Annotated in this window: 24 protein-coding genes; 12 read left to right on the forward strand and 12 right to left on the reverse strand. The window is 66.9% G+C overall.

Annotated elements, in window-relative coordinates:
• Together LHP98_RS03590 and LHP98_RS03595 are read right to left on the reverse strand one after the other, a co-directional pair.
• Complete coding sequence (locus tag LHP98_RS03590; protein ID WP_227251105.1) at positions 1 to 1,245, reverse strand: efflux RND transporter periplasmic adaptor subunit; 1,245 nt, start codon at positions 1,243 to 1,245, stop codon at positions 1 to 3.
• Between the two features lie 323 nt (positions 1,246 to 1,568).
• Positions 1,569 to 2,399, reverse strand: a complete 831-nt coding sequence (locus tag LHP98_RS03595) for a DUF533 domain-containing protein (protein WP_227251106.1) — start codon at positions 2,397 to 2,399, stop codon at positions 1,569 to 1,571.
• Between the two features lie 96 nt (positions 2,400 to 2,495).
• Here LHP98_RS03595 and LHP98_RS03600 point away from each other — a divergent pair, with 96 nt between their 5' ends.
• From LHP98_RS03600 to rarD, 6 genes are all read left to right on the forward strand, one after another.
• Positions 2,496 to 3,377: a DMT family transporter gene (locus LHP98_RS03600; protein WP_227251107.1), complete on the forward strand. Its 882-nt coding sequence runs from the start codon at positions 2,496 to 2,498 to the stop codon at positions 3,375 to 3,377.
• A 513-nt stretch (positions 3,378 to 3,890) separates the two neighbouring features.
• On the forward strand, positions 3,891 to 7,580 hold the full coding sequence (locus tag LHP98_RS03605) for a vitamin B12-dependent ribonucleotide reductase (protein ID WP_227251549.1): 3,690 nt from the start codon (positions 3,891 to 3,893) through the stop codon (positions 7,578 to 7,580).
• A 177-nt stretch (positions 7,581 to 7,757) separates the two neighbouring features.
• Positions 7,758 to 9,035: a phosphopyruvate hydratase gene (eno, locus tag LHP98_RS03610; protein ID WP_227251108.1), complete on the forward strand. Its 1,278-nt coding sequence runs from the start codon at positions 7,758 to 7,760 to the stop codon at positions 9,033 to 9,035.
• A gap of 75 nt (positions 9,036 to 9,110) precedes the next feature.
• Complete coding sequence (locus tag LHP98_RS03615; RefSeq protein WP_227251109.1) at positions 9,111 to 9,650, forward strand: pseudouridine synthase; 540 nt, start codon at positions 9,111 to 9,113, stop codon at positions 9,648 to 9,650.
• On the forward strand, positions 9,647 to 10,063 hold the full coding sequence (locus LHP98_RS03620; protein ID WP_227251110.1) for a cupin domain-containing protein: 417 nt from the start codon (positions 9,647 to 9,649) through the stop codon (positions 10,061 to 10,063). The genes LHP98_RS03615 and LHP98_RS03620 overlap by 4 nt, the downstream gene beginning before the upstream one ends.
• A gap of 168 nt (positions 10,064 to 10,231) precedes the next feature.
• Positions 10,232 to 11,128, forward strand: coding sequence for an EamA family transporter RarD (gene rarD / locus LHP98_RS03625; protein WP_227251111.1), 897 nt, complete (start codon positions 10,232 to 10,234; stop codon positions 11,126 to 11,128).
• Here rarD and LHP98_RS03630 read toward each other — a convergent pair.
• Complete coding sequence (locus tag LHP98_RS03630; protein WP_227251112.1) at positions 11,125 to 12,096, reverse strand: DUF808 domain-containing protein; 972 nt, start codon at positions 12,094 to 12,096, stop codon at positions 11,125 to 11,127. The two genes, rarD and LHP98_RS03630, sit on opposite strands and share 4 nt — an antisense overlap.
• A 129-nt stretch (positions 12,097 to 12,225) precedes the next feature.
• Here LHP98_RS03630 and LHP98_RS03635 point away from each other — a divergent pair, with 129 nt between their 5' ends.
• From LHP98_RS03635 to LHP98_RS03645, 3 genes are all read left to right on the forward strand, one after another.
• The gene (locus tag LHP98_RS03635) at positions 12,226 to 12,369 is read left to right on the forward strand and encodes a hypothetical protein (protein ID WP_227251113.1); all 144 of its coding nucleotides are present in this window, start codon (positions 12,226 to 12,228) and stop codon (positions 12,367 to 12,369) included.
• 84 nt (positions 12,370 to 12,453) lie between these two features.
• Positions 12,454 to 13,455 carry a type I glyceraldehyde-3-phosphate dehydrogenase gene (gene gap / locus LHP98_RS03640; protein ID WP_227251114.1) on the forward strand — a complete coding sequence of 334 codons (1,002 nt, stop codon included), beginning with the start codon at positions 12,454 to 12,456 and terminating at the stop codon, positions 13,453 to 13,455.
• Between the two features lie 170 nt (positions 13,456 to 13,625).
• The gene (locus LHP98_RS03645) at positions 13,626 to 13,796 is read left to right on the forward strand and encodes a hypothetical protein (RefSeq protein WP_227251568.1); all 171 of its coding nucleotides are present in this window, start codon (positions 13,626 to 13,628) and stop codon (positions 13,794 to 13,796) included.
• A gap of 74 nt (positions 13,797 to 13,870) precedes the next feature.
• On the opposite strand, the gene coaD is transcribed toward LHP98_RS03645, so the two are convergent.
• The 3 genes from coaD to LHP98_RS03660 all read right to left on the reverse strand — a co-directional run bounded on the left by coaD (position 13,871) and on the right by LHP98_RS03660 (position 15,828).
• Positions 13,871 to 14,362 (reverse strand): pantetheine-phosphate adenylyltransferase, encoded by a 492-nt coding sequence (coaD, locus tag LHP98_RS03650; RefSeq protein ID WP_227251115.1) that lies wholly within the window; start codon positions 14,360 to 14,362, stop codon positions 13,871 to 13,873.
• Positions 14,363 to 14,453: 91 nt separating this feature from the next.
• A complete protein-coding gene (locus LHP98_RS03655) occupies positions 14,454 to 14,885 on the reverse strand; it encodes a CBS domain-containing protein (RefSeq protein ID WP_227251550.1) in 432 nt (143 codons plus the stop codon).
• A gap of 58 nt (positions 14,886 to 14,943) precedes the next feature.
• Complete coding sequence (locus LHP98_RS03660) at positions 14,944 to 15,828, reverse strand: LysR family transcriptional regulator (protein ID WP_227251551.1); 885 nt, start codon at positions 15,826 to 15,828, stop codon at positions 14,944 to 14,946.
• Positions 15,829 to 15,932: 104 nt separating this feature from the next.
• Between LHP98_RS03660 and LHP98_RS03665 the strand changes: the two genes are divergently transcribed.
• Positions 15,933 to 17,432 (forward strand): CoA-acylating methylmalonate-semialdehyde dehydrogenase, encoded by a 1,500-nt coding sequence (locus tag LHP98_RS03665; protein WP_227251116.1) that lies wholly within the window; start codon positions 15,933 to 15,935, stop codon positions 17,430 to 17,432.
• Positions 17,433 to 17,504: 72 nt separating this feature from the next.
• On the opposite strand, the gene LHP98_RS03670 is transcribed toward LHP98_RS03665, so the two are convergent.
• Together LHP98_RS03670 and LHP98_RS03675 are read right to left on the reverse strand one after the other, a co-directional pair.
• Complete coding sequence (locus tag LHP98_RS03670) at positions 17,505 to 18,119, reverse strand: VPLPA-CTERM sorting domain-containing protein (protein WP_227251117.1); 615 nt, start codon at positions 18,117 to 18,119, stop codon at positions 17,505 to 17,507.
• 504 nt (positions 18,120 to 18,623) lie between these two features.
• Positions 18,624 to 19,328, reverse strand: a complete 705-nt coding sequence (locus LHP98_RS03675) for a VPLPA-CTERM sorting domain-containing protein (protein ID WP_227251118.1) — start codon at positions 19,326 to 19,328, stop codon at positions 18,624 to 18,626.
• A gap of 370 nt (positions 19,329 to 19,698) precedes the next feature.
• Between LHP98_RS03675 and LHP98_RS03680 the strand changes: the two genes are divergently transcribed.
• Both LHP98_RS03680 and LHP98_RS03685 read left to right on the forward strand, forming a co-directional pair.
• Positions 19,699 to 20,343 carry a Crp/Fnr family transcriptional regulator gene (locus LHP98_RS03680; RefSeq protein WP_227251119.1) on the forward strand — a complete coding sequence of 215 codons (645 nt, stop codon included), beginning with the start codon at positions 19,699 to 19,701 and terminating at the stop codon, positions 20,341 to 20,343.
• An 87-nt stretch (positions 20,344 to 20,430) separates the two neighbouring features.
• Complete coding sequence (locus tag LHP98_RS03685; protein ID WP_227251120.1) at positions 20,431 to 20,640, forward strand: DUF2892 domain-containing protein; 210 nt, start codon at positions 20,431 to 20,433, stop codon at positions 20,638 to 20,640.
• A gap of 2 nt (positions 20,641 to 20,642) precedes the next feature.
• Here LHP98_RS03685 and LHP98_RS03690 read toward each other — a convergent pair whose 3' ends face one another.
• The 4 genes from LHP98_RS03690 to recA form a co-directional block, all read right to left on the reverse strand.
• Positions 20,643 to 21,437, reverse strand: coding sequence for a class II glutamine amidotransferase (locus tag LHP98_RS03690; protein ID WP_227251121.1), 795 nt, complete (start codon positions 21,435 to 21,437; stop codon positions 20,643 to 20,645).
• A gap of 168 nt (positions 21,438 to 21,605) precedes the next feature.
• Positions 21,606 to 21,896 (reverse strand): DUF1330 domain-containing protein, encoded by a 291-nt coding sequence (locus LHP98_RS03695; RefSeq protein WP_227251122.1) that lies wholly within the window; start codon positions 21,894 to 21,896, stop codon positions 21,606 to 21,608.
• A 4-nt stretch (positions 21,897 to 21,900) separates the two neighbouring features.
• Positions 21,901 to 24,555, reverse strand: coding sequence for an alanine--tRNA ligase (alaS, locus tag LHP98_RS03700; RefSeq protein WP_227251123.1), 2,655 nt, complete (start codon positions 24,553 to 24,555; stop codon positions 21,901 to 21,903).
• Between the two features lie 145 nt (positions 24,556 to 24,700).
• On the reverse strand, positions 24,701 to 25,774 hold the full coding sequence (gene recA / locus LHP98_RS03705) for a recombinase RecA (protein ID WP_227251124.1): 1,074 nt from the start codon (positions 25,772 to 25,774) through the stop codon (positions 24,701 to 24,703).
• Positions 25,775 to 25,903: the final 129 nt, after the last annotated feature.

Here is a 25,903-nt window from a genome sequence, read left to right on the forward strand (position 1 = left end):
TCAGTCGGCCTCGCGCTGGGACAGGATGACCTCGTCGCCCTCCTTCAGCTCTTCCGAGGTGGCGACGATGTCGGTTCCGTCGGTGGCGCCGGGGGTGATCTTGACGCGGACCGGCACGCCGCCGCGCAACACCCAGACGCCCGAGCCATCGACCGAAGCCCGGCTGCCAGCGCCCGGCGGGCGCGACGGCATGATATAGCCCAGCAGGCCGCGGCCCGAGCGGGTGCTGGATTGCGTCTGCGGCGGGGAATAGCGCAGGGCGGCGACGGGCAGCAGCAGCACGCCGGCTTCCTCGGCCACGATGATGGTGGCGGTGGCGGTCATGCCGGGGCGCAACAACAACTGGTCGTTGGCCACGGTCAGGACGGCGGTGTAGGAGACCACGTCCTCGGTGTCGTCCGGGGCATAGCGCAGGCTGGTGATGGTGGCCTGGAACAGCTGGCCCGGATAGGCGTCAACGGTGAAATCGGCGGTCTGGCCGACCTTGACGCGGCCGATGTCGGCCTCGTCCACCGCGACCTGCAGGTCCATGCGGGCAAGGTCTTCGGCCAGGGTGAACAGCACCGGCGCATTCAGCGTGGCGGCGACGATCTGGCCCACTTCGGCGGCGCGGTCCAGGACGATGCCCTTGATCGGCGCGCGGATCACGGCCTTGCCAAGATCGGTCTTGGCCTCGGTCAGCGCGGCCTCGGCCAAGGTCAGATCGGCGCTAGCGATCTGCACGGCGGCGGCCGCGCGGTCATGCGCGGCCTTGGCGGCGATCACGGTGGTCCGGGTGGCCAGGCCGCGCTTGTCGAGGGCCTCGGTCGAGGCCCAGGTGTCGGCGGTCTCGGTCGCCGTCGCTTCGGCCTGCACCAGCTTGCCTCGGGCGGCGGCAAGCTGGGCCTCGGCGGTGATGATGCGGGACTTCAGGGTGGTGTCGTCCAGCCGGGCAAGCACCTGACCGACCTCGACGGCATCGTTGTAGTCGACCTCGACGGCGGCCACGGTGCCCGACAGCTCGGACGAGATGTCGACGCTGGTGGTGGGCTGGATATTGCCGGTGGCAACCACGGTGACGACCAGATCGCCGATGCGGGCGGGCGTGGTGTCATAGACGACCGTCGCGGCGGGGCGGTTGACCCACCACCAGCCTCCGGCGGCGACCACGGCAAGCAACAGGCCAAGCCAGACCCAGCGGCCGAACCGGCGGCCGGGGTTCATGCGGGCAAGGCTGGCAAGGTCGGGGCGGGTGTCTGAGGTCAAGGCGGGTTCTTTCGAGGCTGCCCGTGAAACGCACGCGCGGCCGGTTTCCGTCGGTTCGGCGCCACTATAGGGCGGCCGGCGCCGAGGGGAAGTCACGATCCTGTCGGGGCGGCCGGGCGCAAAGCGTCCACGGCGGAAAGAGAGACAAGCGATTGCAGTCGGTTACGTGGCGATCCTCAGGCCACGAAAGCCGCCTTCGGCCGCGGACGACAGCCCCGATGCGGCCGCCCCGCAGCACAACCGCAGTGCCGGCCCTGGCGCCGGCCGGATGCAAGCGCCCTGCCGAAGGCGTTGCCGGGCCGCGGACGGCCCGGCAGGTGCCGCTAACGATATATCCGGGGGGCGCCCGCGCGGTCGTGCAGCGCGTTCACCTCGGCCGGGGTCAGTTCCAGCGCCTGCGCCAGCGCGTGCAGATACTGCGCCTCGGCCTGCTGGTCGAGGTCTATGGCCATCAGCGAGACGGTATAGACCTGCGGCTCCATCCCCGCCGGCACCGCGCGGGCCAGGCCGTCCACATCCACCGGGCGGGCCAGTTCGGCATTCACCGCCTTCACCTCGGAGGCATCGGCATCCCCCATCGCATCCATCAGCTTGCGCTTTTCGGCCTCGTCCAGGTCGCCGTCGCATTTGACCGCCTGGATCACCGCGCGCAGCATCAGCGCCGCCGACAGCTCCTGCTCCTGCTCGGGCTCGGGCAGCATCATCGGCTTGCCGGCCGCCGCCTTGGTTCCGCCCAGCACCTGGTCGAGCAGATCGCCGACCCCGCCAGAGCCGGCTGACCCGGCCTTGGGCGCCTTGGTCGACGACGCCCCGGTCAACTGGCCCAGCAGGTCGTCGAAGCCGCCCTTGGGGGCCGTCTTGCGCGGCGTGCTGCGCTTGCTGCCGGAAATCTGGTCCAGCAGGTCGCCCAGGCCGCCGCCCTCTCCGCTGCCCTGTCCGCCGCCCGAGGTCTTGGTGGTTTTGGTCGTGCGCGACTTGCCGCCCAGGATGTCGCCCATCATGTCTTCAAGGCCGCCCTTGCCACCGTCATAGCGGCTGCCCGTTCCGGCGCCCGACGTGTCGATGCCGGCGTTGCCCTTCTTGGCCAGGGTCGAGACCCCCTTCGCGATCGCCACGCCGATCAACACCCTCATCAGTGTCTTGCCCAGACTCATCACACACCCCTTGCGTCCGTTGTTTCACCTGCCAAAGCCTCGCTTGCCCCCATCCCCCGGTCAATGCCAAAAGGGCGCAGGCTTCGGGGGGCGGAGGTGCGCAGAGACAGGCTGGACGGCGCCGGAGTGGCGATGCTGCTGGGCGTGCAGGTGCTGCTTGCCTTCAACCAGATCATCGTCAAGGCGGTCAACGCGGGACTGCAGCCGGTGTTCTTTGCGGGCCTTCGCTCGGCTCTGGCCATCGGCTTTGTCTGGGCCTGGCTGGCCTGGCGCGGCCGCCCGCCCCGGCTGCGCCGCGCCGCACTTTGGCCCGGCCTGCTGATGGGCACGGTGTTTGCGGCCGAGTTCCTGTTCCTGTTCCTTGCGCTTGACCTGACCACGGTCGGCCGCGCCTCGGTGCTGATGTATTCGATGCCGGTCTGGTATGCCGCGCTGGCGCATTTCGGCCTGGGCGAGCGGGTGACCCCGTCCAAGGCCGCAGGGCTGGCGCTGGCCTTTGCCGGCACCGCCTGGGCCATCCTGTCGCGCGGACAGGGTGGCGAGGGCAGCCTGGCCGGAGACCTCTGTGCCATTGGCGCGGCACTGGGCTGGGCGCTGACCGCCTTTGTCGCGCGCCGCCCGACCATGCGCGCCGAAGGCCCCGAGCTGCAGCTGTTCTGGATGGTCGTGGTCTCGGCCCCGATCCTGCTTCTGGCCGCGCCGTTCTTCGGCCCGCTGATCCGCGAGTTGCAGCCGCTGCACCTGGCCGGCCTGCTGTTCCAGGCCTCGGTCGTGGTGGCGGGGGGATTCATCCTGTGGCTCTGGCTGCTGTCGGTCTATCCGTCATCCACGGTGGCGTCGTTCTCGTTCCTGACGCCGGTGCTGGCCGTGCTTCTGGGCGCCGCAATCTTCGGTGAGTCGCTCTCGGGCGGGATTCTCGGGGCGGTTGCTCTGGTGGCGGCCGGAATCGTGCTGATCAATCGCGCCCCGGCAAAGTGACGCAAAGGAATCGGCCCGGTGCATCGGGCCTGCATCTATCCCCGCCTCGGCCGGATTCAGTCTTGGTTTCAGGCTTTCGCGGCAAGTGGGCCGGGATGCCTGCAAAACCGCCGCTCTTGAGACTCCGGTGCAAGTCTTGTCCACAGGATCACCCACAACCTCGGCGTGTTCGGGGGACTCGAAGGTTAACGGCGGCGTGATGTGGCCGTGAAAACGCAGGCCCAGCGTCAAGACGGAAAATCCGTCGCGGCTGCAAAAAATTCGTTTGAACCCGCCCCACGAATACGACAGTTTGACGAAGCGGCCCAACGAGACACTAAATCTAGTGCGGCCGGCGAGGGAGCAGCAGACCCCATCCCGAGGGTGCCCGTACCATTGGCACCGAAGCCCCAGTCCGCTTGCTGCGGGCCGGGCGGGGTATTGTTGCGCTTTGCCGGGCAAGGGCCGCGCAAAGGGGACCATGCCATGGGGCCATTCCGGGCCGCCCTGGCCAAAGCGAAGGATCAAGGGGCGATGAAGATCGAGCGCAAGTTTACCAGTGAAGCCACCGGCGCCTATGGGGCGATGGCCTTCTCCGTGACCACATCCGAAATCCGCAATCCCGATGGCAAGGTCGTGTTCCGCAACGATGCCGTCGAGGTTCCCGAGGGCTGGAGCCAGGTCGCCTCCGACGTGCTCGCCCAGAAGTATTTCCGCAAGGCCGGCGTGCCGGCGCGGCTGAGACGGGTCAAGGAAAAGGGCGTGCCCGAGTTCCTCTGGCGCTCGGTCCCCGATGACGCAGCACTTGCCAATCTGGCCCCCGAAGACCGTATCGTCGGTGAAACCAGCGCCAAGCAGGTCTTCGACCGCCTTGCCGGCGCCTGGGCCTATTGGGGCTGGAAGGGCGGCTATTTCAGCTCTGAGTCCGACGCGCGGGCCTATTATGACGAGATGCGCTTCATGCTGGCCCGCCAGATGGCCGCGCCGAACAGCCCGCAGTGGTTCAACACCGGCCTGCACTGGGCCTATGGCATCGACGGCCCGTCGCAGGGCCACTACTACGTCGACCACAAGACCGGCACGCTGACCAAATCCGACAGCGCCTACGAACACCCCCAGCCGCACGCCTGCTTCATCCAGTCGGTCAAGGATGATCTGGTCGGCGACGGCGGCATCATGGACCTCTGGGTCCGCGAGGCGCGGCTGTTCAAATACGGCTCGGGCACCGGCACCAACTTCTCGTCGCTGCGGGGCGAGGGCGAGAGACTCTCGGGCGGCGGCAAGTCGTCGGGCCTGATGGGCTTCCTCAAGATCGGCGACCGCGCCGCCGGCGCCATCAAGTCGGGCGGCACCACCCGCCGCGCCGCCAAGATGGTGATCTGCGACATGGATCACCCCGACATCGAGGCCTTCATCAACTGGAAGGTCATCGAGGAACAGAAGGTCGCCTCGCTGGTGGCCGGATCGAAGGCCCACGAAGCCCGCCTGAACGACATCTTCACCGCCATCAAGGCCTTCGACGGCAGCATGGACGGCGCCACCGATCCAGGCGTGAACCCGGCCCTCAAGGCCGCCATCCGGGCCGCGAAAAAGGCCCTGATCCCCGACACCTATACCAACCGCATCCTGCAATACGCCCGCCAGGGCTTCGACAGCATCGAATTCCCCACCTATGACACCGACTGGGATTCCGAGGCCTATGTCACCGTCTCGGGCCAGAACTCGAACAACTCGGTCCGCCTGACCGACGCCTTCCTCAAGGCCGTCCGTGACGACAAACCGTGGGAGCTGATCCGCCGCACTGATGGCAAGGTCGCCAAGACCGTCAGCGCCCGCGACCTCTGGGACCAGATCGGCCACGCCGCCTGGGCCTGCGCCGACCCCGGCATCCAGTTCCACGACACCGTGAACGCCTGGCACACCTGCCCGGAAGACGGCCCGATCCGGGGTTCGAACCCCTGCTCGGAATACATGTTCCTCGACGACACCGCCTGCAATTTGGCGTCCTTGAACCTGCTGACCTTCCAGACCGGCAGCCGGTTCGACGCCGAGGCCTATATCCACGCCTGCCGGCTGTCGACCGTCACCCTGGAAATCAGCGTGATGATGGCGCAGTTCCCGTCGAAGGAAATCGCCCAGCTCAGCTACGATTTCCGCACCCTGGGCCTGGGCTACGCCAACATCGGCGGCCTCCTGATGAACATGGGCCTTGGCTATGACTCGGCGCAAGGCCGCGCCCTTTGTGGTGCCCTGACCGCGATCATGACCGGCATCGCCTATGCCACCAGCGCCGAGATGGCGCGTGAACTTGGCGCCTTCTCCGGCTATGCCCGCAACCGCGACCACATGCTGCGGGTGATCCGCAACCACCGCGCCGCCGCCTGGGGCAAGCAGGCCGGCTATGAAGGCCTGAATGTCACCCCGGTCGCGCTGGATCAGGTGAACTGCCCCGACCAAAGCCTTGTCGCCCTTGCGAAATCCGCCTGGGACGAAGCCCTTGCCCTGGGTGAGGCGCACGGCTACCGCAACGCCCAGACCACCGTCATCGCCCCCACCGGCACCATCGGCCTGGTGATGGATTGCGACACCACCGGCATCGAGCCCGACTTCGCCCTGGTCAAGTTCAAGAAACTGGCCGGCGGCGGCTACTTCAAGATCATCAACCAGTCGGTCCCCGGCGCGCTGGAAACCCTCGGCTACCCCGGCCACCAGATCGCCGAGATCGTCGCCCATGCGGTCGGCCACGGCTCGCTGGCGCAAGCCCCCGGCGTGAACCACACCGCGCTGATCGGCCACGGCTTCGGCCCGGTCGAGATCGCCAAGGTCGAAGCGGCGCTTCCCACCGCCTTCGACATCAAGTTCGTCTTCAACCAGTGGACGCTGGGCGCCGAGTTCTGCACCGGAACCCTTGGAATTCCCGACGAAAAGCTGAACGACCCGACGTTCGACCTGCTGCGCCACCTCGGCTTTACCAAGGCCCAGATCGACGCCGCCAACGACCACGCCTGCGGGACCATGACGCTGGAAGGCGCGCCCTTCCTCAAGACCGAACACTACCCGGTGTTCGACTGCGCCAACCCCTGCGGCAAGACCGGCAAGCGCTACCTTTCGGTCGAGAGCCACATCCACATGATGGCCGCCGCCCAATCCTTCATCTCGGGCGCGATCTCCAAGACCATCAACATGCCGAACTCGGCCACCATCGCCGAAACCCTTGCGGCCTATGAACTGTCGCACTCGCTGGGCATCAAGGCCAATGCGCTCTATCGCGACGGATCGAAGCTCAGCCAGCCCCTCGCCAGCGCGCTGATCGAGGACGACGAAGAGGCCGAGGACATCCTCACCACCGGCAGCCTGCACGAAAAGGCCACGGTGATCGCCGAGAAGATCATCGAGAAGGTGATCGTCCGCGAAATCGTCCGCAGCCACCGGCTGAAACTGCCCGAACGCCGCAAGGGCTATACGCAAAAGGCCATCGTCGGCGGCCACAAGGTCTATCTGCGCACCGGCGAATATGCCGATGGCCAGTTGGGCGAGATCTTCATCGACATGCACAAGGAAGGTGCCGGCTTCCGGGCGATGATGAACAACTTCGCCATCGCCGTCAGCGTCGGCCTGCAATACGGCGTGCCACTTGAGGAATTCGTCGAGGCCTTCACCTTCACCCGGTTTGAACCCGCGGGCATGGTCCAGGGCAACGACAGCATCAAGAACGCCACCTCGATCCTGGACTACATCTTCCGCGAACTGGCGATCAGCTACCTTGACCGCACCGATCTGGCGCATGTCGCGCCGAAAGGGCACAGCTTCGACGAGATGGGCCGCGGCGACGATGAAGGCAAGCGCAACTTCGGCGAGGTGACCGACGCGCAGGCCACCAAGTCGGTGGAACTGCTCAAGTCGATCAGCTCGACCGGCTATCTGCGCAAACGCCTGCCGCAGGAACTGATGGTGTTCCAGGGCGGTGCGGCCGGCGCCACGGCGCTTGCCGCCAGCGACCCGGTGACCGCGCTGAACATGCTGGTCCCCGAAACCCGGACCGCAGGCTTTGCCGAAACCACCTCTGGCTTCGCGCTCAGCGTCGCCACGACCGAGGTCCGCATCAAGGCCAAGATGCAGGGTTACACCGGCGATCCCTGCGGCGAATGCGGCAACTACACGCTGGTCCGCAACGGCACCTGCCTCAAGTGCAACACCTGCGGCGGCACCACCGGCTGCAGCTGACCCGGACGGCAAGGCAATACAGGCAACATGAGCAGACGGACGGCGGCGGGGACAACCTCGCCGCCGTTTTCCTTGTGCGGGCGGTCCTTTCCGTCCGATCCGCCCTTCCCCACCCCCGGCCCGCGCTGCTATAGCCGCCGGCAAGAGCGCAGCATTCCGGCCAAAGGGAGCCCCCCAATGAGCACGATCATCGACATTCACGCCCGCGAGATCCTTGACAGCCGCGGCAACCCCACCGTCGAGGTGGACGTGGTGCTGGAAAGCGGCGCCATGGGCCGCGCGGCCGTGCCCTCGGGCGCCTCGACCGGCGCGCACGAAGCGGTCGAACGCCGCGACGGCGACAAGACCCGCTACATGGGCAAGGGCGTGCTGGAAGCGGTCGCCGCGGTGAACGGCGAGATCGCCGAGGAACTGGTCGGCTATGACGCCACCGAACAGGTCGGCATCGACCGCACCATGATCGAGATGGACGGCACCCCGAACAAAAGCCGGCTTGGCGCCAACGCCATCCTCGGCGTGTCGCTGGCGGTGGCCAAGGCGGCGGCGGAATACTCCAGCCAGCCGCTGTATCGCTATGTCGGCGGCACCTCGGCCCGCGTGCTGCCGGTGCCGATGATGAACATCATCAACGGCGGGGCGCATGCCGACAACCCGATCGACATCCAGGAATTCATGATCATGCCGGTCGGCGCCCAGGACATCCGCGAAGCGGTGCGGATGGGGTCCGAGATCTTCCACACGCTGAAGAAGGAACTGACGGCGGCGGGCCTGTCGACCGGCATCGGCGACGAGGGCGGCTTTGCGCCGGCCTTGAAAAGCACCCGCGCGGCGCTGGATTTCGTCCTCAAGGCCATCGAGAAGGCCGGCTACGCGCCCGGCGACGATGTCTGGCTGGCGCTGGACTGCGCCTCGACCGAATACTTCAAGGATGGCGCCTATGTACTTGGCGGAGAAAAGAAAACCCTGACTCCGAAGCAGAACGTCGATTACCTGGCCAAGCTGGTGGCGGACTATCCGATCCTGTCGATCGAGGATGGCTGCGCCGAGGATGACTGGGACGGCTGGAAGCTGCTGACCGATCGCCTGGGCGGCAAGGTGCAGCTGGTGGGCGACGATCTTTTCGTGACCAACCCGCGGCGTCTGGCCGAGGGCATCTCGCGCGGAGTCGCGAATTCCATGCTGGTCAAGGTCAACCAGATCGGCACCCTCAGCGAAACGCTGGAAGCCGTCGAGATGGCCCATCGCGCCGGCTACACCAACGTGATGAGCCACCGCTCGGGCGAGACGGAAGACGCCACCATCGCCGACCTGGCGGTCGCCACCAACTGCGGCCAGATCAAGACCGGCTCGCTGGCCCGCTCGGACCGGCTGGCGAAATACAACCAGCTGATCCGGATCGAGGAAATGCTGGGCGAGGTCGGCGAATACGCCGGTCGCAGCATCCTGCGCGGCTGATCGGCCCCGGCAGCATCGCACAGGGCGCCCCCGGGCGCCCTTTTTCTTTGCCCGCCGGCCGGGCTATGGTGGCCCATGCCCCCTCGCGTGATCCTGCTCAACAAACCCTACGACATGCTCTGCCAGTTCACCGACGATCAGGGCCGCGCCACCCTGGCCGATGTGGTGCCGGTGAAAGGCGTCTACCCCGCCGGCCGGCTGGACCGCGACAGCGAGGGCCTGGTGGTGCTGACCGACGACGGCCGGCTGCAGGCCCGGATCAGCGACCCGCGCCACAAGCTGGACAAGACCTATCTCGCCCAGGTCGAGGGCACCCCCGGCCCGCAGGCGCTTGAGGCGCTGTCGGGCGGCGTCGTGCTGAACGACGGCCCCACCCTGCCCGCGCAGGCCCGTATGGTGGATACGCCCGTATGGCTCTGGCCCCGCACCCCGCCGATCCGGGTGCGCAAGTCCATTCCCGACGCCTGGATCGAACTGACCCTGCGTGAGGGGCGCAATCGCCAGGTCCGCCGGATGTGCGCCGCGGTGGGCCTGCCCTGCCTGCGGCTGATCCGCTGGCGCGTCGGCGACTGGACGCTGGACGGCCTTGCCCCCGGCCAATGGAGAGAGGCATGACCGACCCCGACCGCCTGATCGAAACGCTGCGCCTTGAACCCCACCCCGAAGGCGGCTGGTTCCGCGAAACCTGGCGTGGCCCCGACCGCGACGGCCGCGCCAGCGGCACCGCGATCCTGTTCCTGCTCAAGGAAGGCGAGCGCAGCCACTGGCACAGGGTCGATGCCGACGAGATCTGGCTCTGGCACGCAGGCCACCCGCTCACCCTCTCCATCGGCACCACGCGGGCCACCGACCACAGCCTTGGCCCCGACGTGCTGGCCGGCCAAAGCCCGCAGATCATCGTCCCGGCCCAGGCCTGGCAGGCCGCCCGCCCCACCGGCACCTTCAGCCTTGTCTCCTGCACCGTCAGCCCCGGCTTTCGCTTCGAAGGCTTCACCCTGGCCCAGCCGGGCTGGACCCTGCCGCGCTGACCCTCTGCCCATTGCCCTTTCCGAAATACTCCGGGGGGAGTCGCCGCTCTTGCGGCGACGGGGGGCAGTGCCCCCTTTCCCCTGCCCGCCGACCCACATCCTGCGCATTGATGTATCGGGCACAAGTTCGCCGTGGCCCGCCGCCGCCGACCCCGATACACCGGCAGCATGACCCAAAGCACCGCGCCTGCCCGCAACGATGACAGCCTGTCGGGCTTTTTCTACGCACTGGCCGCCTATCTCCTCTGGGGTTTCCTGCCGCTTTACATGAAGGCGCTGGCCAGTGTGCCCCCGGTCGAGGTCATTGCGCATCGGGTGATCTGGTCGGTCCCCGTCGCGCTGGCCGTGCTGGTCGCCCTGGGCCGGACGGCCGAACTGAAAGCCGCGCTGACCAGCCCGCGGATGCTGGCGATGGGCACGCTCACCGCCGCCCTGGTCAGCGTCAACTGGGGCATCTACGTCTGGGCCATCGGTTCGGGCCACGCCCTGGACGCCGCCCTGGGCTATTACATCAACCCGCTGTTCTCGATCGGCCTGGGCGCGCTCTTGCTGGGCGAGCGCCTGCGCGGCGTGCAATGGCTGGCCATCGCCCTTGCTGCCCTCGGCGTCTCCATCCTGACCTGGGAGGCGGGGCGGCTGCCGATGATCGCGCTGGCTCTGACGCTGACCTGGGGCTTCTACGCCTATTTCAAGAAAAGCCTGCCGATCGGCCCGAACCAGGGCTTCGCGCTGGAGGTGCTGATCCTGCTGCCGCCGGCGCTGGCCTATGCCGCCTGGCTGGCGGGCACCGGCCAGGGCCATTTTGCCATGGGCACGCCGATGGAGACCTGGCTGCTTGCCGGATGCGGCATCGTCACCGCCGGGCCGCTGATGCTTTATGCAAACGGCGCCAAGCGGCTGCGGCTTTCGACCATCGCCATCATGCAGTACATCGCGCCGACCATGATCTTCCTGACCGCGGTCTTCGTCTTCGACGAGCCGTTCAGCCAGACCAAGCTGGTGGCCTTCGGCTTCATCTGGGCCGCCCTGGCGCTGTATTCGCTGACGGTGCTGCGCCGCAGCTAGTGCGAGGCCTTCGCCCCCGTCAGCGCGCCCCAGATCGGACCGATCACCCGGGTCGCCAGGGGAATCAGCGCCACCCCCAGAACAAGCCCGGCAACCCCGTCCAGCGCCGCCGTCACGGCCCATTCGACAGCGCCCTGCGCGGCGGGCACGGCATGGGCCGCACCCTCGGCGATGTGGTGGATCACCTCATAGGGCGCGGGCCAGAGATGCGTCACCTCAAGCCCGTGGATCACGATGTTACCGCCGACCCAGAGCATCGCCGCCGTGCCCACGGTCGACAGCACCGACATCAGCTTCGGCATCGCCACCACCAGACCCCGCCCGAAGGCCCGCGCCGCGCGGGTGCGGCGGTTCGCGGCCATGTGCAGGCCGATGTCGTCCATCTTGACGATCAGCGCCACCGCGCCATAGACCGCGACCGTGATCGCCGCCCCCACCACCGCCAGCGTCACCGCCTGCAGCCAGAACGACGGGCTTTCGATGGTCGCAAGCGCGATGGTCATGATCTCGGCCGACAGGATGAAGTCGGTCTTGATCGCGCCGGCGACCTTTTCCTCTTCCAGGTGCGCCGGATCTCTGGTGTCGAAATCGGCCGCGACGCCTTTTTCGGCATGGGGCGCCAGGGCGTGAAACACCTTCTCGGCGCCTTCAAAGCACAGATAGGCCCCGCCCAGCATCAGCAAGGGCGTGATCACCTGGGGCAGGAAATGATCCAGCGCCAGCAGGCCCGGCAGCAGGAACAGCAGCTTGTTCTTCATCGACCCCAGCGCGATGCGCCAGATGATCGGCAACTCGCGCTCGGCCGAGAAGCCGTGCACATACTTTGGCGTCACCGCGGCATCGTCGATCACCACGCCCGCCGCCTTGGCCCCGGCCTTGGCTGCCGCGGCGGCGATGTCGTCGACCGAGGCGGCCGCCACCTTGGCGATGGCCGCCACGTCGTCAAGAAGCGCCAACAATCCGCTCATGCCAATCTCCACCAGGGCTTTCGGTCGAGATAGCGCAGCGGCGGCGCCTTGGCAAAGGGCTGGCTCCGGCGCCGCGGCTTCGTCTATCGTCGGCCCTGGGCCCGGGGCGCGGCCGCAGGAGACACCATCGTGACCGACCGGCTGGCGCTGATCCTGGCGCTGATCCTCGCGGCCTTCATCGGCGCCGACCTGGTGCTGACCGGGGGCGAGACGCTGCTGTATCTGGCGCGCAAGTTCGTCGGGCTGATGGACTGGGTGGAATTCTGGCGCTGACCACGCCAAGGCCGGTTGCATTCGCGGCGGGTTTCGGGTTCCAAGCGCAGGGGCGCCAGCCCGCGCAGCACAGGAGGAACGCACATGGCCGTCAAGGTCGCCATCAACGGATTTGGCCGCATCGGCCGCAACGTCTTGCGCGCCATCATCGAATCGGGCCGCACCGACATTCAGGTCGTGGCGGTGAACGACCTTGGCCCGGTCGAGACCAACGCCCACCTGTTGCGCTTCGATTCGGTGCATGGCCGGTTCCCGGTCGCCGTGACCACCGGCCCCGACTGGATCGACGTCGGCCGCGGACCGATCCGCGTCACCGCGTTGCGCAACCCCGCCGACCTGCCCTGGGGCGATGTGGACGTGGTGATGGAATGCACCGGCATCTTCACCAGCAAGGAAAAATGCGCGGCCCATCTTGAGAACGGCTCGAAGCGCGTTCTGATCAGCGCGCCGGGCGAAGGCGCGGACAAGACCATTGTCTATGGCGTGAACCACGGCACGCTGACCCGCGATGATATCGTCGTCTCGAACGCGTCCTGCACCACCAACTGCCTGGCGCCGGTCGCCTCGGTGCTGCATTCGGTCATCGGCATCGAGAAGGGGATGATGACCACCATCCACAGCTACACCGGCGACCAGCCGACGCTGGACACCATGCACAAGGACCTTTACCGCGCCCGCGCGGCCGCCCTGAGCATGATCCCCACCAGCACGGGGGCGGCCAAGGCCGTGGGCCTGGTGCTGCCCGACCTGAAGGGCAAGCTGGACGGCTTCGCGATCCGCGTTCCCACCCCGAACGTCAGCGTCGTGGACCTGAAATTCATCGCCAAGCGCGCCACCAGCGTCGATGAGATCAACGCCGCCATCAAGGCCGCCGCCGATGGCCCGCTGAAGGGCATCCTCGGCTACACCACGTTGCCGAACGTCAGTTCGGATTTCAACCATGACCCGCATTCGTCCGTGTTCCACATGGACCAGACCAAGGTCATGGACGGCACCTTCTGCTCTGTCCTGTCGTGGTATGACAACGAATGGGGCTTCTCGAACCGCATGGCGGATACCGCCGTCGCGATGGGCAAATTGATCTGAACCGCTTGAAATTCCAGCGAAAGGGCGCCCTCGGGCGCCCTTTCCCTATGTGGAAGGTATGCGTTCGACGCAATGCCGCATCGCAGCATCCGGCCTTGTTCGCGCTAACGGAAACCGCCATCTTCAGCCCATGCGGGAGAAAAAGCAGACCCCGCGAGAAAAGGAAGACGATGATGCTGACGATGATTGGAAGCCTGCGAGAGGCCGCGCGCAAGCGGGCGCTCTACCGGCGCACCCGGGACGAAATCGCGCGGATGCCGCTGGACGTGGCACTGGACCTGGACATCTATCCGGGCGACGCCGACAGGATTGCCTGGCAGGCGGTCTACGGCCGGGCCTGAGCGCCCGGGCCACCGGCGCCGCAAAGGGGTTGCGGCGTGACGGACATGGGGGCCAGTCGGCCCCCGTTTTCGTTTCAGCGATACTTGCGCTCCAGCGCCACCTTGACCGGCGGGGTGACGAACTTGGACACATCCCCGCCCAGCCGGGCGATTTCCTTGACCAGCTTCGACGCGATGGCCTGCCGCCGCGCATCGGCCATCAGGAACACCGTCTCGATCGAGGCATCCAGTGCGCGGTTCATGCCGACCATCTGGAACTCGTACTCGAAATCCGCCACCGCCCGCAGGCCACGGATGATGATCGTGGCCCCCACGTCGCGGGCGCAGTCGATCAGCAGGTTCTCGAACGGATGGACGACGATTTCGCCCCCGGTCTTGGCGACAATGGCGGCGCATTCGTCCTGCACCATGCCGACGCGCTCTTCCAGATTGAACAGCGGTCCCTTGTCGCGGTTGATCGCCACCCCGATCACCAGTCGGTCCACCAGTGCCATGGCGCGCTGGATGATGTCCACATGCCCCAGGGTGATGGGATCGAAAGTCCCCGGGTAAAGGCCGATGCGCATTCAGGGTTCTCCGTCCGGTGCGTTCCGGCCGCCACGCAACAGCATCGCGGCCAGCCGTGCAAGCCCCAAAGCGCCGCACTGCGGCATTGGCCTAGAAGCCCTTGATCATGCCTTCCAGCGCGTGATTCTCGGCATGCAGCTCTTCCAGCCGCGCCTTGACCACGTCGCCGATCGAGATCAGGCCGACCATCTGCCCGCCCTCGACCACGGGCAGGTGGCGGAAGCGGCCGTCGGTCATCTTCTGCAGCACCTCGTCGGCGCGGTCGGTCTTCTGGCAGGAGACCAGCCGAGAGGTCATCACCGACTCGACCTTGTCCTTCAAGCAGGTCGGGCCGCGGCGGCCCAGTTCGCGCACAATGTCGCGTTCCGACAGGATGCCCTCGGCGTGGCGGCCGTCCGTCGAGACGATGACCGCCCCGATCCGGCGCGCCGACAGCATCTCGACCGCCTCCGCCATGGTCAGGCCGGGCGCGATGGTGATCACGCCATCGGCTTTGGTCTTGAGGATCTGGCTGACAAGCATCACGACCTCGCTTCCCTCGGGTTGTCTCTGGAAGGGTCAGGGTTGCAGGGGCATCCTGTCAAGCGATGGATTCGAGATTCGCCATTTCCGCCCGCGCCTCGCGGATCAGCAGGTCGGCGAACCGGTTCAGCCGGGCCACGCGGGTGTCGTCGGCATGGCGGATCAGCCAGAAGCTGCGGGTCAGGCTGATGCGGTCGGGCAGCACGCGCACCAGTTCCGGCGCGGCCGGCAGCGCGAAGTCATGCACGACGCCGATCCCGGCGCCCTGGCGCAGCAGGTTCACCTGAACCGGAATCGAGTTCGAGGCCAGCCGCACCGCTGGCGCGCCGATCTCGGACAAATAGTCCAGTTCCTTGTCGAAGATCATGTCGGGGATGTAACCGACAAAGGGATGCGCGCGCAGATCCTCGGGGCCGGTCACCGGATGGGCGGCCAACCAAGTGCGGCTGGCGGCCAGGTGCAGGCGGTAGTCGGTCAGTTTCTGCACCGTCAGCCGGCCGGCGGCGGGGCGCGAGACGCCGATGGCCATGTCGGCTTCGCGCTTCGACAGGTTGAACACGCGCGGCAGCGCCACGACCTGCACCTCAAGCCCGGGGTTGGCGTCGCACAGGCGCGTCAGCACCTGCGGCAGCAGGTAGTTGGCGCAACCGTCCGGGGCGCCCAGGCGAATCTGCCCGGTCAGCCCTTCCGGGCCGGACAGGGTTTCCTGCGCCGCCAGCGCCGCGCCTTCGGCGCGCTCGGCATGGGGGATCAGCCGGGTGCCGGCCTCGGTCAGGGCATAGCCCTGCGGCGACTTGGCGAAAAGCCGCGCGCCGATGCCGTCCTCAAGCCGGGCGATGCGGCGGCCGACGGTGGCGGGGTCGATCTTCAGCCGCCTGCCGGCGCCCGACAGGCTGTCCGTCCGCGCCACCGCCAGAAAGACCCGCAGATCGTCCCAGTCCAGCATGGTTTCCCCTGCAATCCTGCAAAACCCTTTTGGAAGATTGCCCCTTGGTCTGGCATTTCCGCAAGAGTAAAACGGCCCGGCACATCCTTGGGAGGATTGAGATGGAAGAGATCGGTCACTGGATCAACGGCAAGCGGGTCGCGGGCACCTCGGGCCGCTTCACCGAGGTCTTCAACCCCGCCACCGGCGAGGTGCAGGCCCGCGTCGCGCTGGCCAGCCCCGCCGAGATGGACCATGCGGTGGCCGAGGCCGCCAAGGCCCAGGTCGGCTGGGCCGCCACCAACCCGCAGCGCCGCGCCCGGATCATCGTGGCCTTTGCGGCCCTGATCAACCGCGACATGGACAAGCTGGCCCAGGCGGTCAGCCGCGAACACGGCAAGACCCTGCCCGATGCGCGCGGCGACGTGCAGCGCGGGCTTGAGGTGGTCGAGGTCTGCATGGGCGCGCCCGCCATGCTGAAGGGCGAGATGACCGACAGCGCCGGCCCCGGCATCGACCTGTATTCGATGCGCCAGCCGCTGGGCGTGGTCGCCGCGATCACCCCGTTCAACTTTCCGGCCATGATCCCGTTGTGGAAGATGGCCCCCGCCATCGCCGCCGGCAATGCGATGATCCTGAAACCCAGCGAGCGGACGCCCTCGACCTCGCTTCTGCTGGCCGAACTGTTCAAGGAAGCGGGCCTGCCCGACGGCGTGCTGCAGGTGGTGAACGGCGACAAGACGGCGGTGGACGGCATCCTGGACCATCCGGTGATCCAGGCGGTCGGCTTCGTCGGCTCGACCCCGATCGCGCAATACATCTACGCGCGTGCCGCGGCGAACGGCAAGCGGGCGCAATGCTTCGGTGGCGCCAAGAACCACATGATCATCATGCCCGACGCCGATCTGGACAAGGCGGCCGATGCGCTGGTGGGGGCGGGCTTCGGGGCGGCGGGCGAACGCTGCATGGCGATCTCGGTCGCGGTGCCGGTGGGCGAGAAGACGGCGGATGCGCTGATCGAACGGCTGGTACCGCGGATCGAGAAGCTGAAGGTCGGCCCCTACACGGCGGGCGACGACGTGGACTTCGGCCCGCTGGTGACCAAGGCCGCGCAGGACCGCGTGCTGGGCCTGATCGGCAGCGGCGTGGACCAGGGCGCGAAGCTGGTGGTCGATGGCCGGGGGCTGAAGATCCAGGGCTACGAGAACGGATTCTTCGTCGGGCCGACGCTGTTCGACCGGGTGACGCCGGAGATGGAGATCTACAAGCAGGAGATCTTCGGGCCGGTTCTGTCCACCGTCCGGAGCGGCAACTACGAAGAGGCGCTGAAGCTGGTGATGGACAACGAATACGGCAACGGCACCGCCATCTTCACCGCCGATGGCGACACGGCGCGCGATTTCGCAAGCCGTGTGAACGTGGGCATGGTGGGGATCAACTTCCCGATCCCGGTGCCGCTGGCCTACTACAGCTTCGGCGGCTGGAAGAAGTCGGCCTTCGGCGACCTGAACCAGTATGGGCCGGACGCCTTCCGCTTCTACACCAAGACCAAGACGGTGACGGCGCGCTGGTTCAGCGGCATCAAGGAAGGCGCGAGCCTGAACTTCAAGGCGCTGGACTGACGCCAGCCGACCGCAAAGTCAAAAGGGGCGGCCCGGCGGGCCGCCCCTTTTCCATTCCTTCCGGGCGCGGTCTCAGGCCTTGCGGCGCTTTGCCAGGCCAAGACCGGCCAGACTGGCAGCCAGCATCAGACCGGCGGCGGGCAGCGGAACCGGGGCCGGCGCGTCCTGGGTCTCGACCGTCACCGAGGTGATCTTGAAGGCCGAATAGCCCGAGCCATGACGCGACCGCCAATCGACCGCGCCGACGCCGAACGAATCGGCCCAGCCGGCGGCGGCCGTGAAGACCGTCTGCTTGACGTCAAACACGCCCAGCGACGTGGCACCCTGCCAAAGCTTGAAGTCGTCCTTCTCGTCGACGTAGCTGAAGGTCACCTTCACCAGGTTCACAAGCTCGGAAAAGCGGAACCAGACCGTCTCATCCTCGCCGGTTCCGCTGGAATCAACCAGATGCGGGTCCGGGTTGGGGCCGGGTACGCCCATGCCGTGGCCGGACCAGGTCTGCACCTTTGCCGCGGCCGAGCCGCGCGTCGCCGTGACGTTCAGCGACAGGTCGCCCGAAGCATAGGCCAGGCTATAGGCCGCCCCCCGGTTCGCCGCGTCGAAATCGAAAGTCACGGTTGCAGCCTGGGCAGAGCCCGCTGCAACCGTGACCGCGGCGCTTAGCGCCAGTTTCGTCAGATATCCCACTTGCCAATCCCTTGTCACAAACAGCAGCGTGCAATTGAAGGTGCGCCGTCCTTGATCCTTGTTCGACCGATTCCGGCAGACACCCTCGTGCCTCAACTGAAGAATAACAGCCTGCGCGGACCCACCAAAGCGGATTCCCCTTCTCGGCCGCAATATCTGGGGTCGTTGTTTCCCATTTGGCCCAGATCAGGGGCATGGCCCGCCGGTCTGGCCTGTTTTTGCAACGGTCGTGCAAGGGGTCAATTGCGACCCGCCGGGGCTGCGCAATCTGGGATTGTTCTGTGATTTTCTTGATCGTGCCGCCGGATGTATTGCGCCCCCGATGATTCGGCTTTTCCGCGGCAGCGGCCCGACATGTCCGGTCCAATTGCCGCGGAAACGAGGGGCCGATCGCGGCCCCCCCCGCCCGGCAAAGGAAAGGGCGGCCGATACGGCCGCCCCTGTTCGTCAGAAGGGTCTGCCCCCCGATCTGGCCCCGGTCTTGGCCCAGATCTGGCGCCAGTCTCAGGCCGCCCTGCGCCGCCGCGTCGCGGCAAGGCCGCCCAGTCCCGCCAGCATCAGCCAGCCGGCAGCCGGCAGCGGCACCGGGGCGGGCGCCGGCTCGTAATCGACCGAGAACCCGGCAACCCGGACCTGATCCGTGTCCGGCCCTGCGGCGCCGTTGTCGACCCCGATCCCGAACAGCGAATAGGCCCCGATGTTGATCGGCGTCACCCCCGCAACCGTCTTGTTGTCAAAGATCTGCTGCAGGATCGAGCCGGCGAAGATGTCCACCTCTTCGTTGGTATTCACCTGGTTGAACAGCACGTTGCCGATGGTGACCAGCGCAGCCGCGCCGGTGTCCGCGTATTCGAAGGCGAAGGTCAGCATCTCGTAGAGCGAGCCGCCGTCGAGCAACGAGTTCTGCCGGCACCGGTCAGCGGTGCCAAAGGTGCAAGCCCCCAACCCCTCGTTCTGCTGCTTGTAGACGCCGATCTGATAGTCCAGCACCGGTTCGATCGACGGCGGGACCGCGTTGGAATAGTTGAAGCCCAGCACCGTGACCTTCAAGGCGCCATCGCTGCTGAGAAAGGTCATCGGATCGCCGGGCGCGGCATAGGCATTCGTGCCCGTGCCGAAGTTGAACGACACCGTCGCCGCATCCGCGACCGCGCCAGCACCCAGTGCCACCGTGCCCGCGACCAAGGCAATCTTCAGATCAAACCGCATGTGAATCCCCCACCACACCACTCAAGCCGACAATTTCGGGTCTTGCCTTGAAGAAGTCAAAACCTGATCGCAATCCCGCCATGAAATACACTCTGTGATTTATTCGGACCGGCTTTCAGACAACCTTGCGCAGAGCGCTGTCGCCGATCATTCACGCACAATCGCACTTCGGCCGTAATTGTTCACAAAACGGTGACGGTGATCGGCAACCGGTCGAATGTCGCCCCCTGCCCCGCCGCGGACGCTACATATTGTCAGTGCGCCCGTGCGCGGTGACACTGTCACGGTCGAGTCGGTGCCGCGGTCGGCCAGCCGCCAGAGACCAGGGATGCAAATGCCGGCGTGTGCCAACGACCAGGAAGGGAAACGCATGAGCTGGACGGACACCCTCGGGCCGCTCTCTGCCGCGTCCCAGCGCGATCTGATGCAGTTGCGGATGATGGCGCTGCCCAAGGGCACCATCCTGTTTCGTCCCGGCGACCGCCCTGACGGCTTTCTGGTCGTGCTGTCGGGCCGGGTCGAGGTCTTCCTGACCGGCCCCAGCGGGCGGGAAATCCTGCTCTATGCGGTCGGCCCCGGGCAATCCTGCGTGCAGACGACATTGGGCCTGATGGGGGGCGAGGATTATTCCGGCGAGGCCATCGTCGCCGCCGAGGCCCGCGCCGTGACGATCCCGGCGGCCCTGTTCGCCCGGCTGATGGATCACGAACCGGGCTTCCGCGCCTTCATCCTGCGCGCCTTCGGCCGCCGCATGGCGGATGTGACCCGGCTGTTGGAGCGCGTGGCTTTCGGGCGGGTCGAGGCCCGGCTCGCAGCAGCGCTGCTGGATCTCGCGCGGGACGACGTGGTTGCGGCAACCCAGGCCGAACTTGCCGCCCGCATCGGCTCGGCCCGCGAAGTGGTGTCGCGCCGGCTTGAAGGGTTCCAGCGCCAGGGCTGGGTGGAGACCGACCGCGGCCAGGTCCGGCTGACCGACCCGGGGGCGCTGCGCGGCCTGGCGGCCGTGCCTTTGTGACCTGATCACAGACCCGTCCTTCGGCAGGTGCTAATCTTCCTGCAGCTTCGGGGGAATCGCCCGGGCGAACGATATGGGAGACGTATCATGCTGAAGAACAACGTCGGAGGGATCGACAAGATCCTGCGCATCGCGGTGGGGTTGGCCCTGATCGTCTGGTTCTTTGTCGATAGCGGAACCGGCTTCTGGCACTATGCCAAGCTGATCGGCGTCGTGCCGCTGCTGACCGGCCTGCTGGGAACCTGCCCGCTGTATTCGATCGTCGGCCTCTCGACCTGCCCGATGAAAAAGGCCTGAGGTCAGGCCGCCAGGGCCAGCCGGCACGGCCGGAACTCTTCGACGCGAACCGCGTCGCCCTCGAAACTGCAGAACGAGGCGGCTGGCACTTCGGTCCAGCCGCCTTCATCGCTTTCCAGCGGTTCCGAGACCACGGCCATGCCTTGCCGCGTGTCGGACCAGCGGTAATACAGCGACGGCGCCGCCTCGTCAGTGGCGTAGCGTACGGCGTAAAGCCGGCGGCCGTCAGACAGGGCGGCGGTCATGCGCAGATGCGGCAGCGCGCCCTTGGCCCGGGCCAGCGCGATGAACCGGGCCGAGGCGCGTTCAAGGGCCGCGCGCGGATCGTCATCCAGCCCCTCGGCCAAGGCGACCAGGAACAACGCCTCGCTGTCGGTCGCGCCCTTTCGATGGGTGTACAACGCTTCGGGGATCAGCATGTCGGCATCGCGGCGAAAGGCATCGTAGCCGCCGACCTGGCCGTTGTGCATGAAAGACCAGCGACCCTGCACGAAGGGATGGCAGTTGTTGCGGCTGGTGGCGGTGCCGGTCGAGGCGCGGACATGCGCCAGGAACAGGCCGGATTTCACCTGCGCGGTCAGGCTGCGCAGGTTCGGGTCGCTCCAGGCCGGCATCACGTCGCGATACAGCCCCGGTTCGGGGCGTTCGTCATACCAGGCAACGCCGAACCCGTCGGCGTTGATCGCGCTGTGGCACTGCGTGGCGCAATGCGACTGGTGGATCAGGCTGTGTCCTGGCCGGGACACGATATCTTCAAGAAAAATCGGCGCACCCGCATAGGCTGCCCAACGGCACATCTGTCAAACCCTTCCGCCTGCCCCCGCCCGCGTAGACCTTGTTGCGGTCCTTGGCGCCTGTGCGAGGTCTGCTCCGATATGACCAAGGTAACAGTTTTCCGACAAGCCGTCAGGCCGGGAATTCCGCCGTTTGCGATCAAATTGCCGCGAATCCCGGCAGATCGCGGGTCAGTCGGCGGCTTCGACCACCACCAGATCGCGCACCGCCGCGCCCTTGGCATGCGCCAGCGCGGCCTGATAGGCGGCCGAGTGGTAGCAGTCCACCGCGGCCTCCAGGCTGGGAAAGCGTGCCACCACGTTGCGGCTGTGGTCGGTGCCTTCCAGCTGCACGTAGCGCCCGCCGCGGGCCAGGAAGACGCCGCCATGCGCGGCGATGGCCTCGGTCGCGCCTTTGGCGTATCGGCCGTAGGCTTCGGCGTCGGTCACGGTGACATGGGCGATCCAGAACGCGGTGGGCATCGCCTCAGCCCCCCAGCACGGCTTCGGCGGCCTTGATCGCCGCCTCCGCCAGCGCGATGTCGGCGCCGCCGGATTGCGCCATGTCTGGCCGCCCGCCGCCGCCCTTGCCGCCCATCGCCTCGGCCGCGGCCTTGACCAGGGTGACGGCCGACAGGCGATCCGTCAGGTCGGCGGTGACGCCGGCCGCCACGGCGGGCTTGGCGCCGGTATCGGCGATCAGCAGCACCGCGCCGCTGCCGACGCGGGCCTTCATCTCATCCACCAGGGCGGGCAGGTCTTTCCCGGAAACACCTTGAAGAACCTGCGCGATCAGCTTGATTCCGTTGATCTCTTTCGCGTCCGGCCCGGCTGATCTTCCGCCCATCGCCAGGTCGCGCCGCAACTGCGCCACCTCGTTGAGCAGGGCGCGGCGTTCGTCGGACAGGGCCCTTACCCGGTCTACCACTTCGGTCACCGGGGCCTTGAGAACGGCCGCGATGTCGGCCAGCCGGGCATCCTGCGCCCGCAGATGCTGCAGGGCCACCTCGCCGGTCAGCGCCTCGACCCGCCGCACGCCCGCGCTTGACGCGCTGTCGCCCAAGAGCACGAAGGCGCCGATGTCGCCGGTGCGCGCCACATGGGTGCCGCCGCACAACTCAAGGCTGTAAGTCCGGCCCTCGGCGCCCTTGCCCGAGCCGTCAAGCACCCCCATCGACACCACCCGGACCTCGTCGCCGTATTTCTCGCCGAACAACGCCTGCGCGCCGATGGCGCGGGCGTCGTCGGGGGTCATGATCCGGGTGTCGACCGGGGCGTTCTGGCGGACGAAGGCATTGACCTCGGTTTCCACCTGCGCCAGTTCCGGGGCGGTCAGGGCCTGACTGTGCGAGAAGTCGAACCGCAGCCGGTCCGGCGCATTCAGGCTGCCCTTCTGCGCGACATGCTCGCCAAGCGCGCGGCGCAGGGCTTCGTGCAGCAGGTGCGTGGCCGAGTGGTTGGCGCGGATCTGGCTGCGCCGCCCGTGCGCGACCTCAAGCTTCGCCGGCTCGCCGCGCGACACTTTGCCCTCGATCACCCGGCCGATGTGGATGAACACCCCGGCGGCCTTGCGGGTGTCGGTCACCTCGACCAGGCCGGTGTCGGTGCGGATCCAGCCGGTATCGCCCACCTGGCCGCCCGATTCCGCGTAGAATGGGGTCTGGTTGACCACCACTTGCGCGGTTTCCCCGGCCTCGGCACGGTCGATTGCCGCCCCGTCGCGGACCAGCGCCAGGATCACGCCCTCGGCGGTTTCCGTCTCATAGCCCAGGAATTCGGTCACGCCCTTGTCTTCGGCGATCTCGAACCAGACCTTCGCGTCCTTCGCCTCGCCGCTGCCGGACCAGGCGGCGCGGGCCTTGGCCTTCTGCTCGGCCATCGCCGCGTCGAAGCCCGCGGTTTCCACCGCCCTGCCCTTTTCGCGCAAAGCATCCTGCGTCAGGTCCAGCGGGAAACCGTAGGTGTCGTACAGCTTGAAGGCCGCCTGCCCCGGCAGTTCGGCGCCCTCCGGCAGGCGCGACAACTCGTCATCCAGAAGCTTCAGCCCGCGGTCCAGCGTCTGCTTGAACCGGGTCTCTTCCAGCTTCAGCGTTTCCTCGATCAGCGCCTGCGCCCGGGTCAGTTCCGGGTAGGCCGCGCCCATCTGGCGCACCAGCGCCGGCACCAGCTTGAACATCACCGGGTCCTGCGCGCCCAGCATGTGGGCGTGCCGCATGGCGCGCCGCATGATCCGCCGCAGCACATAGCCGCGGCCTTCGTTGCTGGGCATCACCCCATCGGCGACCAGGAAACTGACCGAGCGCAGGTGGTCGGCGATGACCCGGTGGCTGGTCTTGCCGGGGCCGTCGGGGTCGCTGCTGGTGGCATGCGCGCTGGCCTCGATCAGGCTACGCATCAGGTCGGTGTCATAGTTGTCGTGCTTGCCCTGCAAGAGCGCGCCGATCCGCTCCAGCCCCATGCCGGTGTCGATCGACTTCGCCTCAAGGTCGCGGCGGCTGCCGTCCTCGAACTGCTCGAACTGCATGAAGACGTTGTTCCAGATCTCGATGAAGCGGTCGCCGTCCTCTTCCGCGCTGCCGGGCGGGCCGCCCCAGATGTGCGGGCCGTGGTCGTAGAAGATTTCCGTGCAGGGGCCGCAGGGGCCGGTGGGGCCCATCATCCAGAAGTTGTCGTTGGTGGGAATGCGGATGATCCGGTCATCGCCCAGGCCCGCGACCTTTTTCCAGATCGCCGCCGCGTCGTCGTCGGTGTGATAGACGGTGACCAGCAGGCGCTTGGGGTCCAGCCCGAAGTCGCGCGTCAACAGCTCCCAGGCCAGCGGGATGGCCGTGTCCTTGAAATAGTCGCCGAACGAGAAATTCCCCAGCATTTCGAAGAACGTGTGGTGCCGCGCGGTATAGCCCACATTGTCCAGGTCATTGTGCTTGCCGCCCGCCCGCACGCATTTCTGCGCCGTCGTCGCGCGCTTGTAGTCGCGGGTTTCCACTCCGGTGAACAGGTTCTTGAACTGCACCATGCCGCTGTTGGTGAACATCAGCGTCGGGTCGTTGCGCGGGACCAGCGGAGAACTCTCGACCACCCGGTGGCCGTTCTTGGCAAAGAAGTCGAGGAAGGTGGAACGGATGTCGTTGAGCGACGCCATGGGCCGGGCCTTTCAGGGAATTTCCTGCGGTTTCGCCCTCATGTAGCGGCGGCAGGCAGCCCTGTCCACGGGGGATGCGGCAGGCCAGGAAAAAGGGCCGGAAGGTTGCCCCTCCGGCCCTTGAAATCCTGCCCGGCGACGGGGTTCAGTCCTCGCCGGCCTCGCCATCGTCCGGGCCGGCGACCAGGGTGAAATCCATCCCGTTGGCGGCGCGGATCCTGTCCTCGATCTCGGCCGCAATGGCAGGGTTGGCCTTGAGGAAGGTCTTGGCGTTCTCGCGGCCCTGGCCGATGCGTTCGTCCTTGTAGGAATACCAGGCGCCCGACTTTTCAACCACGCCGGCCTTGACGCCGATGTCGACCAGCTCGCCCGTCTTCGAGATGCCCTCGCCATACATGATGTCGAATTCCACCTGCTTGAACGGCGGCGCCACCTTGTTCTTCACCACCTTGACGCGAGTGGTGTTGCCGACCACTTCGTCGCGGTCCTTGATTGCGCCGATGCGGCGGATGTCCAGCCGCACGCTGGCATAGAACTTCAGAGCATTGCCGCCGGTGGTGGTTTCCGGGCTGCCGAACATCACGCCGATCTTCATCCGGATCTGGTTGATGAAGATCACCATGCAGTTGGTGCGGCCGATGCTGGCGGTCAGCTTGCGCATCGCCTGGCTCATCAACCGGGCCTGGGCGCCGACGGTGGCGTCGCCCATGTCGCCTTCCAGCTCCGCCTTGGGCGTCAGCGCGGCAACCGAGTCGACCACGATCAGGCTGACCGCGCCCGACCGCACCAGCGTGTCGACGATTTCCAGCGCCTGCTCGCCGGTGTCGGGCTGGCTGATCAGCAGTTCATCCAGGTTGACGCCCAGCTTCTTGGCATATTGCGGGTCCAGCGCGTGTTCGGCGTCGACAAAGGCGCAGACGCCGCCCTTCTTCTGTTCCTCGGCCACCACATGCAGGGTCAGCGTGGTCTTGCCGCTGCTCTCCGGCCCGTAGATTTCAACCACCCGCCCCTTGGGCAGGCCGCCGATCCCCAGCGCGATGTCCAGGCCCAGCGAACCGGTCGAGGTCGACTCGATGTCCATCGCCGGGCTGTCGGCACCCAGCCGCATGATCGAGCCCTTGCCGAACTGCCGCTCGATCTGCTGCAGCGCGCTTTCCAGCGCCTTCTGCTTGTCCATGTCCCGTTTGCTCCCGAGGTCGAAAAGGTTCGCCGCCGACATTCCCGTCTCCCTTATTCCACAGCCACCCTGGGGCGGCAATCCTTGCCTGTGTTCGTTTTTCGTTCCCGTTCTTATGGGATCAAAAGCGGAACATTTCAACCAAATTCTCGTAAAATCAGCTTTTGCGCG

Origin of the sequence: Rhodobacter sp. Har01, from assembly GCF_020564565.1 — a bacterium.
Lineage (GTDB): Bacteria > Pseudomonadota > Alphaproteobacteria > Rhodobacterales > Rhodobacteraceae > Pseudogemmobacter.

What these genes read in the sequence shown, in the direction of transcription:
- coaD (WP_227251115.1), bottom strand. Translation starts at nt 14,362, where the DNA reads ATGCGCATCGGCCTTTACCCGGGGACTTTCGATCCCATCACCCTGGGG.
- LHP98_RS03645 (WP_227251568.1), top strand. Translation starts at nt 13,626, where the DNA reads ATGATGCTGACGATGATTGGAAGCCTGCGAGAGGCCGCGCGCAAGCGG.
- LHP98_RS03680 (WP_227251119.1), top strand. Translation starts at nt 19,699, where the DNA reads ATGAGCTGGACGGACACCCTCGGGCCGCTCTCTGCCGCGTCCCAGCGC.
- LHP98_RS03690 (WP_227251121.1), bottom strand. Translation starts at nt 21,437, where the DNA reads ATGTGCCGTTGGGCAGCCTATGCGGGTGCGCCGATTTTTCTTGAAGAT.
- LHP98_RS03665 (WP_227251116.1), top strand. Translation starts at nt 15,933, where the DNA reads ATGGAAGAGATCGGTCACTGGATCAACGGCAAGCGGGTCGCGGGCACC.
- LHP98_RS03595 (WP_227251106.1), bottom strand. Translation starts at nt 2,399, where the DNA reads ATGAGTCTGGGCAAGACACTGATGAGGGTGTTGATCGGCGTGGCGATC.
- rarD (WP_227251111.1), top strand. Translation starts at nt 10,232, where the DNA reads ATGACCCAAAGCACCGCGCCTGCCCGCAACGATGACAGCCTGTCGGGC.
- LHP98_RS03620 (WP_227251110.1), top strand. Translation starts at nt 9,647, where the DNA reads ATGACCGACCCCGACCGCCTGATCGAAACGCTGCGCCTTGAACCCCAC.
- LHP98_RS03605 (WP_227251549.1), top strand. Translation starts at nt 3,891, where the DNA reads ATGAAGATCGAGCGCAAGTTTACCAGTGAAGCCACCGGCGCCTATGGG.
- eno (WP_227251108.1), top strand. Translation starts at nt 7,758, where the DNA reads ATGAGCACGATCATCGACATTCACGCCCGCGAGATCCTTGACAGCCGC.
- alaS (WP_227251123.1), bottom strand. Translation starts at nt 24,555, where the DNA reads ATGGCGTCGCTCAACGACATCCGTTCCACCTTCCTCGACTTCTTTGCC.
- recA (WP_227251124.1), bottom strand. Translation starts at nt 25,774, where the DNA reads ATGTCGGCGGCGAACCTTTTCGACCTCGGGAGCAAACGGGACATGGAC.
- gap (WP_227251114.1), top strand. Translation starts at nt 12,454, where the DNA reads ATGGCCGTCAAGGTCGCCATCAACGGATTTGGCCGCATCGGCCGCAAC.
- LHP98_RS03655 (WP_227251550.1), bottom strand. Translation starts at nt 14,885, where the DNA reads ATGCTTGTCAGCCAGATCCTCAAGACCAAAGCCGATGGCGTGATCACC.
- LHP98_RS03630 (WP_227251112.1), bottom strand. Translation starts at nt 12,096, where the DNA reads ATGAGCGGATTGTTGGCGCTTCTTGACGACGTGGCGGCCATCGCCAAG.
- LHP98_RS03675 (WP_227251118.1), bottom strand. Translation starts at nt 19,328, where the DNA reads ATGCGGTTTGATCTGAAGATTGCCTTGGTCGCGGGCACGGTGGCACTG.
- LHP98_RS03615 (WP_227251109.1), top strand. Translation starts at nt 9,111, where the DNA reads ATGCCCCCTCGCGTGATCCTGCTCAACAAACCCTACGACATGCTCTGC.
- LHP98_RS03685 (WP_227251120.1), top strand. Translation starts at nt 20,431, where the DNA reads ATGCTGAAGAACAACGTCGGAGGGATCGACAAGATCCTGCGCATCGCG.
- LHP98_RS03695 (WP_227251122.1), bottom strand. Translation starts at nt 21,896, where the DNA reads ATGCCCACCGCGTTCTGGATCGCCCATGTCACCGTGACCGACGCCGAA.